Origin of the sequence: Azospirillum himalayense, assembly GCF_042657465.1 — a bacterium.
Taxonomy (GTDB): Bacteria; Pseudomonadota; Alphaproteobacteria; order Azospirillales; family Azospirillaceae; genus Azospirillum; species Azospirillum himalayense.
In genome coordinates, this window is sequence record NZ_JBHSLC010000023.1 from 214117 (window position 1) to 230500 (window position 16384).

At 69.0% G+C, this 16384-nt stretch carries 9 protein-coding genes; 4 read left to right on the forward strand and 5 right to left on the reverse strand.

What is annotated here, in order from left to right; genetic code table 11:
- Nucleotides 1–65: 65 nt before the first annotated feature.
- Nucleotides 66–1604, reverse strand: a complete 1539-nt coding sequence (gene pyk / locus ACFPMG_RS15105; protein WP_376995918.1) for a pyruvate kinase — start codon at nucleotides 1602–1604, stop codon at nucleotides 66–68.
- A gap of 519 nt (nucleotides 1605–2123) precedes the next feature.
- Between pyk and ACFPMG_RS15110 the strand changes: the two genes are divergently transcribed.
- On the forward strand, nucleotides 2124–4646 hold the full coding sequence (locus ACFPMG_RS15110; protein ID WP_376995919.1) for an HWE histidine kinase domain-containing protein: 2523 nt from the start codon (nucleotides 2124–2126) through the stop codon (nucleotides 4644–4646).
- Between the two features lie 50 nt (nucleotides 4647–4696).
- Here ACFPMG_RS15110 and ACFPMG_RS15115 read toward each other — a convergent pair whose 3' ends face one another.
- From ACFPMG_RS15115 to ACFPMG_RS15125, 3 genes are all read right to left on the reverse strand, one after another.
- A complete protein-coding gene (locus ACFPMG_RS15115; RefSeq protein ID WP_376995928.1) occupies nucleotides 4697–7462 on the reverse strand; it encodes a hybrid sensor histidine kinase/response regulator in 2766 nt (921 codons plus the stop codon).
- Between the two features lie 144 nt (nucleotides 7463–7606).
- Nucleotides 7607–8284 (reverse strand): TetR/AcrR family transcriptional regulator, encoded by a 678-nt coding sequence (locus tag ACFPMG_RS15120; protein WP_376995920.1) that lies wholly within the window; start codon nucleotides 8282–8284, stop codon nucleotides 7607–7609.
- A gap of 230 nt (nucleotides 8285–8514) precedes the next feature.
- Nucleotides 8515–9255: a TetR/AcrR family transcriptional regulator gene (locus tag ACFPMG_RS15125; RefSeq protein WP_376995921.1), complete on the reverse strand. Its 741-nt coding sequence runs from the start codon at nucleotides 9253–9255 to the stop codon at nucleotides 8515–8517.
- Nucleotides 9256–9461: 206 nt separating this feature from the next.
- Between ACFPMG_RS15125 and ACFPMG_RS15130 the strand changes: the two genes are divergently transcribed.
- Both ACFPMG_RS15130 and ACFPMG_RS15135 read left to right on the forward strand, forming a co-directional pair.
- Nucleotides 9462–10646: an efflux RND transporter periplasmic adaptor subunit gene (locus tag ACFPMG_RS15130; RefSeq protein WP_376995922.1), complete on the forward strand. Its 1185-nt coding sequence runs from the start codon at nucleotides 9462–9464 to the stop codon at nucleotides 10644–10646.
- A 16-nt stretch (nucleotides 10647–10662) separates the two neighbouring features.
- A complete protein-coding gene (locus ACFPMG_RS15135; RefSeq protein WP_376995923.1) occupies nucleotides 10663–13815 on the forward strand; it encodes an efflux RND transporter permease subunit in 3153 nt (1050 codons plus the stop codon).
- Between the two features lie 123 nt (nucleotides 13816–13938).
- Here ACFPMG_RS15135 and ACFPMG_RS15140 read toward each other — a convergent pair whose 3' ends face one another.
- On the reverse strand, nucleotides 13939–14775 hold the full coding sequence (locus tag ACFPMG_RS15140; protein WP_376995925.1) for a MurR/RpiR family transcriptional regulator: 837 nt from the start codon (nucleotides 14773–14775) through the stop codon (nucleotides 13939–13941).
- A gap of 372 nt (nucleotides 14776–15147) precedes the next feature.
- On the opposite strand from ACFPMG_RS15140, the gene ACFPMG_RS15145 reads away from it, so the two are divergent.
- Nucleotides 15148–16384 (forward strand): pyruvate formate lyase family protein (locus ACFPMG_RS15145; RefSeq protein WP_376995926.1); only part of this gene is annotated, 1237 nt, incomplete at its 3' end.

Here is a 16384-nt window from a genome sequence, read left to right on the forward strand (position 1 = left end):
GGCACCTCGTGAATGGGCGCCGGTGTCCGCTTCATTGCGGCACCGGCGCTGTGTGCCATCCTATGTCAGGCCCCGGCGTCGGCCATGACCGGGGTCAATTGATCTGACCGCGATTCTTGCGCGTACTGCGTGTATCCGGCCCCCGAATGGATGGGCGGAAGGACGGGGCGCTCCACCCAGGCGATGCGCAGGATGTTGGTCGAGCCCGGCATGCCGAAGGGCACGCCCGCGGTGATGACCAGCCGCTGCCCGTCCTCCGCCAGACCGTGCGCGTAGGCGATGCGGGTCGCCTTGTGCACCATGTCGGAGAAGTTCTGGATGTCCTCGGTCAGCACGCTGTGCACGCCGTAGGCCAGCACCAGACGGCGCGAGGCGGCGACGGTCGCGGTCAGGCAGAGGATCGGCACCTCCGGCCGTTCGCGGGCGGCGCGCAGCGTGGTGGAGCCGCTGGTGGTGTAGGTGACGATCGCCGCCGCGTGGATGGTGTGGGCGACCTGCCGCGCCGCCGCGGTGATGGCGTCGGCGGCCGTCTCCTGCGGGTCGGCGTGCTGGGCATCCATCATCGTGCGGTAGAGGTCGTCATGCTCGACCCGGCGGGCGATTCGGTCCATCATCGACACCGCCTCCACCGGATAGGCACCCGATGCGGTCTCCGCCGACAGCATCACCGCGTCGGCGCCGTCGAAGACGGCGGTGGCGACGTCCGACGCCTCGGCGCGGGTCGGGGCCGGGGCGCCGATCATCGATTCCAGCATCTGGGTGGCGACGATCACCGGCTTGCCGGCCTTGCGCGCCTCGCGGATGATCCGCTTCTGGATGCTCGGCACGTCCTCCGGCGGCATCTCCACGCCGAGGTCGCCGCGGGCGACCATGACGCCGTCCGAGAGTTCGACGATGCGCTCCAGATGCTGGATGGCCAGCGGCTTCTCCAGCTTGGACATCAGGGCGGCCCGCCCGGCGATCAGCTTGCGCGCCTCCGCCACGTCCTCCGGCCGCTGCACGAAGGACAGCGCCACCCAGTCCACTTCCTGGTCCAGCGCGAAGACGAGGTCGGCGCGGTCCTTCGCGGTCAGCGGCGACAGCGGCAGCAGCACGTCGGGCACGTTCACGCCCTTGCGGTCGGACAGCCTCGTGCCGGCCACGACGACGGTGTCGGCGTGGTCGGGGCTGCAAGCGACGATGCGCAGCCGCACCTTGCCGTCGTCCAGCAGCAGGTCGGTGTCGGGGCGCAGGGCGGCGAAGATTTCCGGATGGGGCATGCCGACGCGGGTGGCGTCGCCCGGCTCGGTGGAGAGGTCGAGGCGGAAGGGCTGGCCCACCGTCAGTTCCACCGAACCGTCGGCGAAGCGGCCGAGCCGCAACTTCGGCCCCTGGAGGTCGGCCATGATGGCGATGGGCCGTTCCAACTCGCGCTCCAGGGCGCGGATGGCGCGCACGCGGGCGCCGTGGTCGTCGTGGGAGCCGTGGCTGAAATTGAGGCGGAAGACGTCCACGCCCGCCTCGAACAGCGCGCGGATCATCTCCGGCGAGGAGGAGGACGGACCCAGCGTGGCGACGATCTTCGTCTGCCGGAAGCGGCGGATCGGGGAGGTGGGGGCGGTCATATCGAAACGGGCTCCGCAAAAGAGGGCGGGGACGGCGGGCGCGGCGCGCGGGCGTTCATCGGTAAGACCGCCGCGCCAGGGCCGGCGTGACGGATGCGGCGCGCGGCGGTCGGTGCGGTTCTTGGGGATGCGCTCGCGGCACGGGCGGGCTTGGGCCGGCCGGGCTGCGCGTCTGTCCTTCGCAAAATAAAATACTAGTATATCAGATTGAAAGGCAAGCCCGTTTCGCGGGGCGGGGCGGCCCTTCGGCCAAAATGCCGCAGGCTCACCCGCCCAATGGATTGGCCGGCGTGTAGGGCTTTTTGCCGAGGGGGATGGTATTGGACCCCCTTCGATTTTGGATTATTTTACCGACACGACGTGCTTTAAGACCGCTTCGGTGTGTTGGCATGGATTAAGCCAAGGGATCGGCAAATCATCGGCCCACTCGGATGCATGGGACAAATTTGAGGAACGCCGGAACAATGACGATGGTGGCCGAATGACGCGGGCGGTGCGGCTATGAACGGTGGCGTAGACTTGAGCAATTGCGACCGGGAGCCGATCCATCTCGTCGGGTCCATCCAACCAAGCGGATTCCTGATCGCGCTGTCGACGGATTGGATCGTCAAGCACGCCTCGTCCAACATCGGGGCGTGGCTGGGGGTGGAGCCCGACGCCCTGCTGGGGCTTCCCCTGACCGAGGTGATGGACGAGGAGGCGCTGCACGCCATCCGCGGGCGGCTCCAGCTTTCCCTCATCAACGGGTCGGTGGAGCGCGCCTTCCGCCTGAAGCTGTCGGCCAACGCGCTGCCGCTGGACATCGCGGTCCATCTGTCCGGCCAGTCGATCATCGTGGAGGCGGAGCCGAGCGAGCCGGACGGCGAACTGGACGTCGGCTCCATGGTCCGCGCGATGATCGGACGGCTTCAGCGCACCGCCGACTTCGACTCCTGCTGCCGCGAGGCGGCGCGGCAGCTGCGGTCGCTGACCGGCTTCGACCGGGTGATGATCTACCGCTTCGACCGCGACGGCGCGGGCGAGGTGATCGCGGAATCCGCGGTGCGCGGCATGCCCTCCTATCTGGGGCTGCGCTATCCGGCGTCGGACATTCCGAAGCAGGCCCGCGCGCTGTACGAGCGAAACTGGCTGCGCTGCATCAACGACGTGGACGCCCCGCCCGCGGCCATCCTGCCGCCCGTCGGACCCGAGGGCGAACCGCTCGACCTGTCGATGAGCGTCCTGCGCAGCGTGTCGCCCATCCATTGCGAGTATTTGCGCAACATGGGCGTCGCGGCGTCGCTGTCGGTGTCGATCCTGCGCCGCGGCAGGCTGTGGGGCCTGTTCGCCTGCCACAACATGGTGCCGCGGCGGCTGTCGCTCGAGCGGCGTACGGCGGCCGAGCTGTACGGCCAGATGTTCTCCTTCCTTCTGGAGGGTGTCGAGCGCGACCGCGAGGAGGCCTACGAGGCCAAGGCGCATCTGCTCCACACCCGCATCATGGCGGTGATGGCGGACGGCGCCTCCTCCATGGAGAATCTGGAGCGGTTGCGCGGCGAGGTCGGCCACTACATCCGCAGCGACGGCTTCGCCATCGTGCTGGGCGGCCAGACCCTTGTGGACGGCAGCACCCCGACGCCGGAGGAACTGCTCGGGCTGGTGCGCATGCTCAACCGCGCGCACGCCAGCCGCGTCTTCGCCACCAGCGAGATCGCGCAGGTCCACCAGCCCGGCCTGGACTTCGCCGAGCGCGCCGCCGGCATGCTGGCCATCCCGGTGTCGCGCAAGCCGCGCGACTACATCATCTTCTTCCGCAAGGAGTCGGTCCGCACCGTCACCTGGGCCGGCAACCCGGACAAGCCGGTGGAAGCCGGCCCCAACGGGCAGCGGCTGACCCCGCGCAAGAGCTTCGAGGCGTGGAAGGAGACGGTCCTCGGCCAGTCCGAACCCTGGACGGAGGCCGACCTGCGCATCGCCGACTCCCTGCGGATCACGCTGATGGAGGTGGTGTTGCGGCTGGCCGACCAGGCGGAGGAGGAACGCCGGACGGCCCGCGAGCGGCAGGAACTGCTGATCGCCGAGCTGAACCACCGGGTCCGCAACATCCTCAGCCTCGTCCGCGCGCTGCTGGCCCAGAGCCGGGCGGGGGTCACCCGCGTCGAGGAATTCGCGGAGATCGTCGGCGGGCGCATCCAGGCGCTGGCGCGGGCGCACGACCAACTGACCGCGGAGAACTGGAAGCCCTCCCCCCTGCGCCCCCTGATCGCGGCGGAGGTCGACGCCTATCTGGGCAACCGGGCGGAGCGGGTGGTCCTGTCGGGGCCGGAGGTGCTGCTGTCGCCGCCGGCCCTGTCCGTGATGGCGCTGATCATGCACGAGCTGGTGACCAACGCCGCCAAATACGGCGCCTTCGCCGACAGCGGCGGCCGGGTGAAGGTCCGTTGGAGCCTGGACGACCGGGACGCCCTGGAACTCTGCTGGGAGGAAAGCGGCGGGCCGCCCGTGCAGGCGCCGACGCGGCAGGGCTTCGGCACCACCATCATCGAGCGTTCGGTCCCGCACGAGCTGAAGGGCGAGGCGACGGTGACCTACGCCCTGGCCGGGCTGAGGGCGCGCTTCACCATACCGGCCATCCATGTCAGCCTGGCGCCGGAACGTCCGGCGGTGATCGAAGCGGCGGTGACGCCCTGCGCGGCGGCGGACATTCCGCTGGGCGGGACGGTGCTGCTTCTGGAAGACAACATGATCATCGCGATGAGCGCGGAGGACATGCTGCTGAAGCTGGGTGCCGAGCGGGTGGAGACGGTGGCGAGCGTCCGTCAGGCGCTGCTCGCCATCGCCGAGGACCCGCCGGGCATGGCGCTTCTCGACGTCAACCTGGGAACCGAGACCTCCTTCCCGGTGGCCGAGCGGCTGCGCGAGCTGGGCATCCCCTTCCTGTTCGCCACCGGCTACGGCGAGTCCGCGATCTTCCCGGAGGAGTTCCGCGACGTGCTGGTGCTGCGCAAGCCCTACGATTCGGAGCAGGTGCGGCGGGGACTCCAGACGGTGCGGGGGCTGTAGCCGGTCGTCGGGAGAACTGGTCATAGGGAGATTTGGCCCGCTCCGCACCGTCACGCGGCGGTGCCGGTCTGGCGGGTCAGCGCTTCCTGCAGCAGGCGGGCGGTCACCGGCTTGAACATCACGCCGATCCCGTGCCGTTCGGCCTCCTGCATCACGTCGGGGCCGGAATCGCCGGTCAGCAGGACGGCGGGCACCGGCGCCCCGGCCAGTTCACGGATCTTCAGGATGGCCTCGGTGCCCACCTTGTGCTCGCGCAGGCGATAGTCGGCGACCATCACGTCGGGCCGCCGCGCCGCCGCCCGCAGGCGGTCCAGCGCCTCCTCGGTGGAGGAGGCGACGATGGTGTCGTAGCCCCAGTCCTGGAAGATCGAGCGCAGCCCCATCAGGACGATGGCGTCGTCGTCGATCAGGACGGCCAGCCGCCCGCGCTCCGTCTCGCGGGGTGGAAGTGCCGGAGCCGGGCTTTCCGTGGCGTCGCCGAGGGGGACGGAGATGCGGAACACCGACCCCTTGCCGAGTTCGGAGCGCACCTCCACCGGGTGGCCGAGCAGGGCCGACAGCTTCTGCACGATGGCGAGGCCGAGGCCGAGCCCCTGGTTGCGGTCCCGCTCGGGGTTGCCGACCTGATAGAACTCCTCGAAGATCCAGGACATCTGCTCGCCGGAGATGCCGATCCCGGTGTCGCGCACCTGGATGCCGGCGTGGCCGTCCAGGGGGTGGCACTCCAGGCGGATCGCCCCGCGCTCGGTGTAGCGGATGGCGTTCTCCACCAGATTGCGGACCATGCGTCCCAGCAGGTTGCGGTCGCTGCGCACGGTCAGGTCGTGATGGTTCACCACCTGGAGATCCAGACCCTTGGCGGCGGCGACCGGGGCGTAGGAGGAGCCGATGTCGTCGAGCAGCGGCTTGACCGCGATGTCCTCGATCCGCGGCTGGATCACCCCGGCGTCCAGCTGCGAAACGTCCAGCAGGCTGTCGAGCAGGCCCTTCAGCGTCTCCATCCCACGCTCCAGCATCGCCAGGGCGTCGCGCCCGCGCGGGGAATGGACGTGGCTGTGCAGCGCCTCGGCGAAGAAGAACATGGACTGCATGGGTTGGCGCAGGTCGTGGCTGGCGGCAGCCAGGAAGCGGCTCTTGGAGCGGTCGGCCTGCTCCGCCGCCTCGCGGGCCATGCGGCTGTCGTGCACGTCCACCGCGGTGCCCACCCAGGCGATGATCTGATCGTTCTGGCGCATCGGGTTGATCCGGCAGACGTGCCAGCGGTAGGCCCCGTCGTGGCGCTGCATGCGCACGTCGAAGCCGTAGGATTCGCCCGCGGCGATGCCCCGCTCGCGGCAGTCGAGCAGCCGTGGATAATCGGCGGGGTGGATGTAGGACCAGCGTTCCCCCTGCTCCAGGCTGCGCCCTGTGTAGGAGCGCCAGGCGGCGTTGTAGTATTCCCGGCCGCCGTCCGGCCGGTTGATCCACATCATCACAGGGGTATTCTCGACCAGCTCGCGGAAGCGGGTCTCGCTCCGCCGCAGGGCCTCCTCGCCGGCCTTGCGCTCGGTGATGTCGGTCAGGGTGACGACGGCCAGCGTGATGCAGCCGTCGGGGTCGCGCACCGGCTCGGCGTCGGCCAGACAGGTGATGGGACCGGCCGGGGTGTCGCGGCGCAGTTCCTCCTGCCGAACCACCGTGCCGTCGCGCAGGGCGCGGACCAGCGGCAGCTCCGAAGAACCTTCCGACGGGCTGCCGGTGAAAGGGCGGGGGTAGTCCTCGATGCGGTCGATCCGGCCCAGAGGCTGGCCGATCAGCCGTTCCGCGGCGCTGTTGTGCAGGATCACCCGCCCGGTTGGCGCCTCGGCCACCACCACGCCGGCGCGCAGATGCTCCAGCACCGCCTTCAGCAGCGACCGCTCCGTCTCGCGCTGGCGGGTCAGGCGCCCGATGGCCCAGGCGGTTCCGGTCAGGGTGAGCAGCAGGATGAGCAGGAAGGGGAACCACGACCACAGGGTGGCCACGTCGACGGTGCGCAGCGCGGCGGCCCGGTCGATCCCCACGGCGATGGCGAGGCCGCTGCCGTTGGCGCCGGGCGGGGAGTAGGCGGTGACGCGGGGCGTCCCGTCCAGCCCTTCGGTCAGCGCCGTCGCCGTCTCCGCGCCGCTGAGGTACAAGCCGAGCCGTTCGGGAAGCGGCTGGCCGACGATTCCCTGAAGGTCCGGCACGCGGACGAGGACGGTGCCGGCGCGGTCGGCCAGAAGGACGGTCACGTTCGGCGGCAGGGGTTTGCGCGCCTGATACTGGCGCAGCCAATCGAGGTCGAGCAGGGCGGTGACGACCGCCGGTCCGCTCCCACCCTCCTTGCCGCTCTCGCCGCCCCCCCGTGCGTAGGGCAGGGCGAAGGGCAGGACACGGCGCCGCGGCCCCTCGGTGGCGACATACTCGCCCACCGAGAAGAGGCCGGTGGACAGGGCCTGCCGGACCTGCGGCTGGTCGGCGGTCCCGGTCCCGACGGTCCGCCGGTCGGTGGAGCACAGGACGATCCCCGACCGGTCGGCGAAACCCAGCGTCAGATAGCTGGGCAGGCGCTGGCGCAACCGCTCCATCGTCTCCTGGCAGGCCGGGCCGGCGATGTCCGCTTCCGCCAGCGTGACCAGGATGTGTTCGATGTCATCGACGATCCGCTGCTGTTCGGTCTGGATCAGGTCGAGCAGGCGCAACGCCTCCTGACCGAGTTCGGCCTCCCGCTCCGCCCGCAGCCGGGTGTGGGAATAGACCTCGAACCCGATCAGCGGGGCCAGGGTGAAGACGAGCAGCAGAAGCCAGCGGACCATGGACACGATCGACCGTCCCGGCCCGGAGGCCGTTGGGATGAAGGAAGCGATCGTGTGAACCCTAGCATACCGCAGTATGTTGCAGTGCCTGTCCTTCGGTCCTAACGCTTTCCTGCGCCCGGCCGGGCCGTCCTCAGCCCAAGGTCAGTGCTCCGCAATGGGGCGGGCGCCCATCAGGAAGAGGGCGACGGCCCGTCCGACGTAACGCTCAACCTCCTCCCTGGAGAAGGATTGTTCCGGCAGGATCAGGCGGCGCAGCAGGATGTTGCCGGTGATCATGCCGATGAAGCCGCGGGCGGCCGCCTCCGGCTCCGCGACGGACAAGGCACCGGCGGCGGTCTGCCGCGCCAGATAGTCGGCCAGCCGCCGCTGGGCGGTTTCCGGGCCGATGCGGAAGAAGGCTTCGGCGATGTCGGGGATGCGCCCGCCTTCCGACACCAGCACGCGGACGATGGCCATGGTGCGGTCGTCGAACAGCGCCGCCACGAGGTGAAGGGCGAAGCGGGTCAACCCGTCCTCCGGCGCTGCCCGCTCGTCGGCCTGGATGGCGGCGAGCCCGTCCTGGATGCGGGCGCTGTTCTCCTCCATCATCGCGCGGAACAGCCCCTCCTTGTCGCCGAAATGCTCGTAGAGGGTGGCGCGGGAGCCGCCGGCCCGACCGATGATGTCGGTCAGCGTGGTCTTCTCGAAGCCCTTCTCGACGAACAGCGCCGCCGCCGCGTCGAGCAGGGCCTGCCGGCGCGCCCGACCGCGCGGGCCGACCGTGGATGTGTCCTTGTCCGTTGCCCTGTCCGTCAATTCCCTGGCGTTTCCCCGGTCCATCGGTTTTTTCCTTAGCGCTGGCGGCGGTTGCCCTCTCCCCAGCCCTCCCCCGCTTCGCAGGGGAGGGGACTGCCGCCGCTTCGCGGAAGGCACCCTCTCCCGCGAAGCGGGGGAGGGCTGGGGTGGGGGCAACGCCACAGCAAGCGCGCATCGTCGCGGGAGCTATGACCCGTGCCGCCCCCGCTGGCAAGACGGCAATACGCCGCTCTCCCCACAATCACTATCCACGGTCATGGCCGCGTCCCTGCGAGGAACAACCGTACGGACTGGCGGACGTAACGCTCCAACTCCTCCATAGAGACGGGCTCGTCCGGAAGGATCAGCCGCTTGGTCAGCAGGTCGCCGACCACCATGCCGATGAAGGCGTGGGCGGCCCCCTCCGGATCGTCGATGCGCAGGCGCCCCGCCTCGGACAGTTCGCGGAAACAGTCGGCGAGCCAACCGATGGTCTTCTCCGGGCCGACCTGGAAGAAGGCCCGGGCGATGTCGGGGATGCGCCCGCCTTCCGATACCAGGATGCGCAGGATGGCGGTGGTTTCCGGCATGGTCAGCGTGCCGGCGATGTGCAGGCCGACGCGGTACAGATTCTCTTCAAGCTCCTCGGCCATCGCCGCCGGGCCGGCGGCGCGCATGGCCGACATCTCCTCCAGCACGCGGTCGCAGTGGCGCTCCATCACCGCACGGAACAGCCCCTCCTTGTCGCCGAAATGCTCGTAGAGAGTGGTGCGCGACCCGCCGGCCTGCCGCAGGATGTCGGACAGCGAGGTCAGCGCGAATCCCTTCTCCACGAACAGCGTCGCCGCGGCGTCGAGCAGCGCCCGGCAGCGGGCCTGGCCGCGCGGGCCGCAGCCGGGCGTGTCAAAGCCGCCGGTGCCGAGTGCGGCAATGCCGCTCCCGGCGATTCCGCCCCCAGCGATTCCGCCCCCAGCGATTCCGCCGTGGAACGGTGTGGATGCCCCCTTGTCGGGCATTGCGGTTCCCCCTTGCGCGAACGGTCGTTCTGAATGTATCGTCCGGTACAGTGTACTGTATGAGACAGTACGAATAAAGGGGTCATTTCGCACCGTCCGCGCGTACCGGCTTTTTCCGTCGGTCCCGAAAGCCGGGCGGAATGTGGAACGCCCCCGGCTCATTAGGACATTTCATCGCCGCATCACGGCGTTTTCACGAGGAACGGATGTTCAACAGGAACGCATTTCTGTCTCTTGCCGTGGCGGCCTCCCTGACCGTGGTGCTGGGCGCTTGCCAGGACAAGAAGCACGCCGCGGGGGGCCAGCCGGCGCCCGGTCCGGCGGAGGTCGCGGTGGCGACCATCCAGCCGCAGAGCCTGTCCGTCACCACCGAGCTGCCGGGCCGCACCGCGGCCTTCCGCGTGGCGGAGATCCGCCCGCAGGTCAGCGGCATCGTGCTGAAGCGCTTCTTCACGGAGGGGAGCGACGTCAAGGCGGGCGACCAGCTCTACCAGATCGATCCGGCCACCTACGAGGCCAACCTCGCCGTCGCCCAGGCCGACGTCCAGAAGGCGGAGGCCAACCTGCAGGCCGCCCGCAACAAGGCGGCCCGCTACAACGACCTCGTCAAGAACAGCGTCGTCAGCAAGCAGGACTACGACGACGCCATGGCCGCGCTGAAGCAGAACGAGGCGCAGCTCGCCGCTGCCAAGGCCGCCTACAATCTGGCGCGCATCAACCTGGACTACACCAAGGTCTTTGCCCCCATCTCCGGCCGCATCGGCAAGTCCGCCGTGACGGAAGGCGCGCTGGTCACCGCCAACCAGGCGACGGCGCTCGCCACCGTCCAGCAGCTCGACCCGATCTATGTGGACGTGACCCAGACCGCCTCGCAGCTCATGCAGCTCCGCCAGGACATGGAGAGCGGGCGCATCCGCCCGGCCGAGCCCGGCAAGATCCCCGTCTCGCTGTTCCTGCACGCGGCGGAGGCCCCCTATCCGCAGCGCGGCGAGCTTCAGTTCTCCGACGTGTCGGTCGATCCGGGCACCAGCTCCGTGCAGCTCCGCGCGGTCTTCCCGAACCCGAACCTGAATTTGCTGCCCGGCCTGTTCGTGCGCGCCCGCGTCGAGCAGGGCGTCGCCGAGAACGCGCTCGCCGTGCCGCAGGAGGCGGTGCAGCGCGGTCCGGACGGCTCGGCCCGCGTCTGGGTGGTCGGCGACGACAACAAGGTGAACCCGCGCACCATCAAGACCGAGCGGGCGATCAACAACGCCTGGCTGGTCTCCGATGGTCTGAAGGCGGGCGAGCGCATCGTGGTCGAGGGGCTTCAGAAGGTGAAGCCGGGGGGCGAGGTCAAGCCGGTCCCGGCGCAGGCCGCCGTGGCGGCCCTGCCCGGACCGCAGGCGCGCTGAGACCGAGGACCGATCCATGTCGAAATACTTCATCGACCGGCCCGTCTTCGCCTGGGTCATCGCCATCGTGATCATGCTGGCGGGCGGTCTGGCGATCCTGGGCCTGCCCGTCGAGCAATACCCGAAGATCGCCCCGCCGACGGTGTCCATCACCGCCAGCTATCCCGGCGCGTCCGCGAAGACGCTGGAGGACACGGTCACCCAGGTCATCGAACAGAAGATGACCGGGCTCGACCACTTCCGCTACATGTCGTCGAACAGCGATTCGTCGGGCAACGTCACCATCACCCTGACCTTCGAGCCGGAGGCCAACCCGGACATCGCCCAGGTCCAGGTGCAGAACAAGCTCCAGCTCGCCGTGCCGCTCCTGCCGCAGGAGGTGCAGCAGCGCGGCCTCCAGGTGTCGAAGGCCGGCAACGACTTCCTGATGGTCGCCGGCTTCGTGTCCAGCGACGGGCGGCTGAGCCAGGGCGACATCGCCGACTATGTGGCCTCCAACCTCCAGGACACGATCAGCCGCGTCGAGGGCGTGGGCGACATCACCGTGTTCGGCCCGCAGCACGCCATGCGGATCTGGCTGGATCCTGACGCGCTGAACAGCCACCAGCTGACCACCATCGACGTCACCAACGCCATCAAGGCGGAGAACGCGCAGGTGTCGGCGGGCCAGCTCGGCGGCGCCCCGGCGGTGCCCGGCCAGCGCATCAACGCCACCATCATGGCACAGTCGCGCATGCAGACGCCGGAGGAGTTCGGCGCCATCCTGCTGCGCGTCAACCCCGACGGCGGCCAAGTGCGGCTGCGCGACGTCGCGCGGATCGAGATCGGGCAGGAAACCTACGAGATCACCGCCCGCTACAACGGCAAGCCGGCGGCCGGCCTGGGCATCAAGCTGGCGACCGGGGCCAACGCGCTGGACACCGCCGCCGCCGTGAAGGCGCGCATCGCCGAGCTGTCGGCCTTCTTTCCGGAAGGGCTGGAGGTCATCTACCCCTACGACACGACGCCCTTCGTCGAGCTGTCGATCCACGAGGTCGTCAAGACGCTGATCGAGGCGATCATCCTCGTCTTCGTCGTGATGTACCTGTTCCTGCAGAATTTCCGGGCGACGCTGATCCCGACCATCGCGGTCCCCGTGGTGCTTTTGGGCACCTTCGGCGTGCTGTCGCTGTTCGGCTTCTCGATCAACACGCTGACCATGTTCGGCATGGTGCTGGCCATCGGCCTGCTGGTCGACGACGCCATCGTGGTGGTGGAGAACGTCGAGCGCGTGATGAGCGAGGACGGGCTGCCCCCGCGCGAGGCGACCCGCAAGTCGATGGGCCAGATCACCGGCGCGCTGATCGGCATCGCGCTGGTGCTGTCCGCCGTGTTCGTCCCGATGGCCTTCTTCGGTGGCTCCGCCGGCGCCATTTACCGCCAGTTCTCGCTGACCATCGTGTCGGCGATGGCGCTGTCGGTGCTGGTCGCCCTGGTGCTGACCCCGGCGCTCTGCGCCACCATCCTGAAGCCGGTGGCGAAGGGCCACGGCCACGCCAAGCGCGGCTTCTTCGGTCTGTTCAACCGCGGCTTCGACGCCAGCAGCCGGGTCTATCTGCGCGGCGTGCGCGGGGCGGTGTCGCGGCTCGGGCGCTACGGCCTCGCCTACGCGCTGATCGTCGGCGGACTGGCCTACCTGTTCCTCCAGATGCCCTCCTCCTTCCTGCCGCAGGAGGACCGCGGAACGATGTTCGTGCTGTGGTCGGCCCCGCCGAACGCCAGCATTGAGCGCACGATGGAGACCACCAAGCAGGTCGAGACCTATTTCCTGGAGAAGGAGAAGGACAGCGTCGAGGGCCTGTTCACCATCGCCGGCTTCAACTTCGCGGGCCGCGGCCAGAACGCCGGCATGGCCTTCGTCCGGCTGCGCGACTGGAGCGAGCGCGAGGCCGCCGACCGCAAGCCGACGGCCATCGCCGGCCGCGCCATGGGCGCCCTGTCGAAGGCCAAGGACGCGGTGGTCTTCGCCTTCATGCCGCCCTCGGTTCCGGGGCTCGGCAACGCCACCGGCTTCGACCTCCAGCTGGTGGACCGCGGCGGCGTCGGGCACGACCGGCTGATGCAGGCGCGCAACCAACTGCTGGGCTTGGCGGGGCAGAACCCCAAACTGGTCGGCGTCCGCCCGAACGGCCTGGAGGACACGCCGCAGTTCAAGCTGACGGTGGACCGTGAGAAGGCCAGCGCGCTCGGCCTGTCGCTGACCGACGTCAACACGACCCTGACGGCGGCCTGGGGCTCCTCCTACGTCAACGACTTCATCGACCGGGGGCGCGTGAAGCGCGTCTACCTCCAGGCGGACGCCCCCTACCGCATGCAGCCGAGCGACGTCGACCGCTGGTACGTGCGCAACGCCACCGGCCAGATGGTTCCCTTCTCCGCCTTCACCACGGCGCAATGGACCTATGGGTCGCCGAAGCTGGAGCGGTACAACGGCATGTCGTCGCTCAACATCCAGGGCTCGGCGGCGCCGGGCATCAGCTCCGGCGAGGCGATGCAGGAGATGGAGGCGATGATGGCCAAGCTGCCGCCGGGCGTCGGCTATGAATGGACCGGCCTGTCCTACGAGGAGCGGCTGAGCGGGTCGCAGGCCCCGGCGCTCTACGCCCTGTCCATGCTGATCGTCTTCCTCTGCCTGGCCGCGCTCTACGAGAGCTGGTCGGTGCCGGTGTCGGTCATCCTGGTGGTGCCGCTGGGCGTCATCGGCGCCGTGCTCGCCGCCACGCTGCGCGGTCTGCCGAGCGACGTTTACTTCCAGGTGGGCCTGCTGACGACCATCGGCCTGTCGGCGAAGAACGCCATCCTGATCGTGGAGTTCGCCAAGGCGCTGTACGACGAGGGCATGGAGCTGAAGGACGCCGCCATCGAGGCGTGCCGTCAGCGCCTGCGTCCGATCATCATGACCTCGCTGGCCTTCGTGCTGGGCGTGCTGCCGCTGGCGACCAGCAGCGGCGCCGGTTCGGAAAGCCAGAACGCCATCGGCGTCGGCGTGATGGGCGGCATGATCTCCGCCACCGTGCTGGCGGTCCTCTTCGTCCCGGTTTTCTTCGTCGCGGTCTACCGCCTGTTCGGCAGCAAGCGTGCCGGTGCCCACCTCCCGCCGGGCACCGAGCCGGTGCACGCCGGCGACTGACGGTTCGGCCGCGGCTGCAAAAGCCCGGTCCCGGAAACGGGGCCGGGCTTTTTGCTTTGGGATCTGCGGCAGAACGGCACAGGACGGGCGGAGCGGCTTGTCTCCAAACTAATATACTAGTATTTATTGTTCTCGGGGGTGGCGGCTGAGCGCCTGCTTGTGGCGCTCCAGCCGCTCCCGCAGGGCGTCGCCTTTGCGCAGCGCCACGGCAATCGACAGTATGTCGCCGAGGACCAGATGGCTGATGCGCGACGTCATGGGCGAGTGGATGTCGAAGTCTTCCGTGACGTCGGCGAGCAGGCTGACCGTGGCGAGCTGCGCCAGCGGCGAGCCGGATCGGGTGATGGCAATGACCGCAGCCCCGGCGGACAGCGCGTTCTGCACGGCCTCCAGCATGTCGCGGGTGCCGCCCGAGCTGGACACGGCGACCACCGCGTCGCCGGGGGCGAGCGACAGGGCCGACACGAAATAGACGTGGGCGTCGCTGTAGGCGACCGTGGGGATGCCCAGCCGGAAGAAGCGGCGCTGGATGTCCTGCGCCACCGTGCCGGAGTTGCCGGAGCCGTAGAACTCGATCCGCCGCGCCCCGGCCAGCAGGTCGGCGGCGCGGTCCACCGCCTCCGCCGACAGGTTGTTGCGCACCTGCATGAGCGTCGCCAGGGTGCGGTCGAACACCTTCCCCGCGATGCCCGCCGCTCGGTCGTCCGGGCTGACCTCCTGGTCGATGAAGGGCATGCCGGCGGCGATGTCCTGGGCCAGCTTGATCTTGAACTCGCGGAAGCCGCTGCAGCCCAGCGCCCCGCAGAAGCGGGCGATGGTCGGCTCGCTGACCCCGGCGCGCTCGGCCATGTCGGCCATCGACAGGGTGATGACCTCGCCCGGCTGGGCCAGCACGCAGTCCGCCAGCTTCCGTTCCGAAGGACGGAGCCCGTCACGCACCGCCATGATCCTCGCCAGCATCGGCCTGTTCCCCCGTTCCGTCCGTCCGCCATTGTAGCACAGATAGTAAAACTACATGACCCGATAGAAGGGTGCTATCGGCGGCGCCGTCCCACATACCGGGATCGCCGACGATGCGGCGTTCCGTCACAGTAAGTTCATCGAAGAACGTGGAAAATCAACCGCTTTTGCCTTGCGCGCCTCGTGGTTCCGGTTTATGTAGCAAAACTACAGAATGATTTTTGGCCCTGCCGGCTTCACAGCCCGTTGCCATACCGCCACCCCCGCTCCGACCGGGCTCCGGCGGTCTTCCGACCCCTCCACTGGGGGGCCTCCAGGGTCGATCAGCGACGCGGCGCGTGCCGCCCAGACGCCTTTTCGTGAGGAGACATCATGGACACCCTGCTGAGAGACGGACTCGTCGAGACCCCGGAACAGCAAGCCGAGCGCCCCTGGCGCCGCTTCGTTCCGGGCGTCTGGCAGCAAGAGGTCAACGTCCGCGACTTCATCGTCCGCAACGTTCACCCCTACGCCGGGGATTCACGCTTCCTGACCGGCCCGACCGGGCGGACCAAGGCGCTGTGGGACAAGGTCACCGCCCTGCTGAAGGAGGAGCGCGCGGCCAAGGGCGGCGTGCTCGACGCCGACACGGAAGTCTTCGGCTCGATCACCGCCCACGCGCCGGGCTACATCGACCGGGAGCTTGAACTCGTCGTCGGCCTGCAGACGGACAAGCCGCTGAAGCGCGCGATCATGCCCTTCGGCGGCTGGCGGATGGTCAAGAACGGGCTGGAGGCCTACGGCTTCAAACCCTCGCCCAAGCTGGAGGAGGTGTTCCCCGGCCTGCGCAAGTCGCACAACGACGGCGTCTTCGACGTCTACACCGACGAGATGCTGCGCTGCCGCAAGTCCGGCGTCATCACCGGCCTGCCCGACGCCTACGGCCGCGGGCGCATCATCGGCGATTACCGTCGGCTGGCGCTCTACGGCGCGACCTTCCTGATCGAGGACAAGAAGGCCCAGTACAAGAGCCTTGAGGTCGACCGCATCGACGAGAACGCCCTGCGCCTGCGCGAGGAGATCACCGAGCAGATCAAGGCGCTGAAGGAACTGGCCGCCATGGCCAAGTCATACGGTTTCGACGTGTCGCGCCCGGCGGCCAACGCCCGCGAGGCGGTGCAGTGGACGTATCTGGCCTATCTGGCCGCGGTGAAGGAGGCCAATGGGGCGGCCATGTCGCTCGGCCGTGTGTCGAGCTTCCTCGACGTCTACGTCGAGCGCGATCTGCGCGACGGTTTGCTGAGCGAGGAGGAGGCGCAGGAGCTGATCGACCAGTTCGTGACCAAGCTGCGCATCGTCCGCTTCCTGCGCACGCCGGAATACGACCAGCTCTTCTCGGGCGACCCGACCTGGGTGACCGAGTGCATCGGCGGCATGGCGCTCGACGGGCGCACGCTGGTGACGAAGAACAGCTTCCGCATGCTCCAGACCCTGAACAACCTCGGCCCGGCGCCGGAACCGAACCTGACGGTGCTGTGGTCGGAAAGCCTGCCGGAGGGCTTCAAGAAATTCTGCGCCGAAACGTCGATCAAGACCTGCTCGGTGCAGTACGAGAACGACGACCTGATGC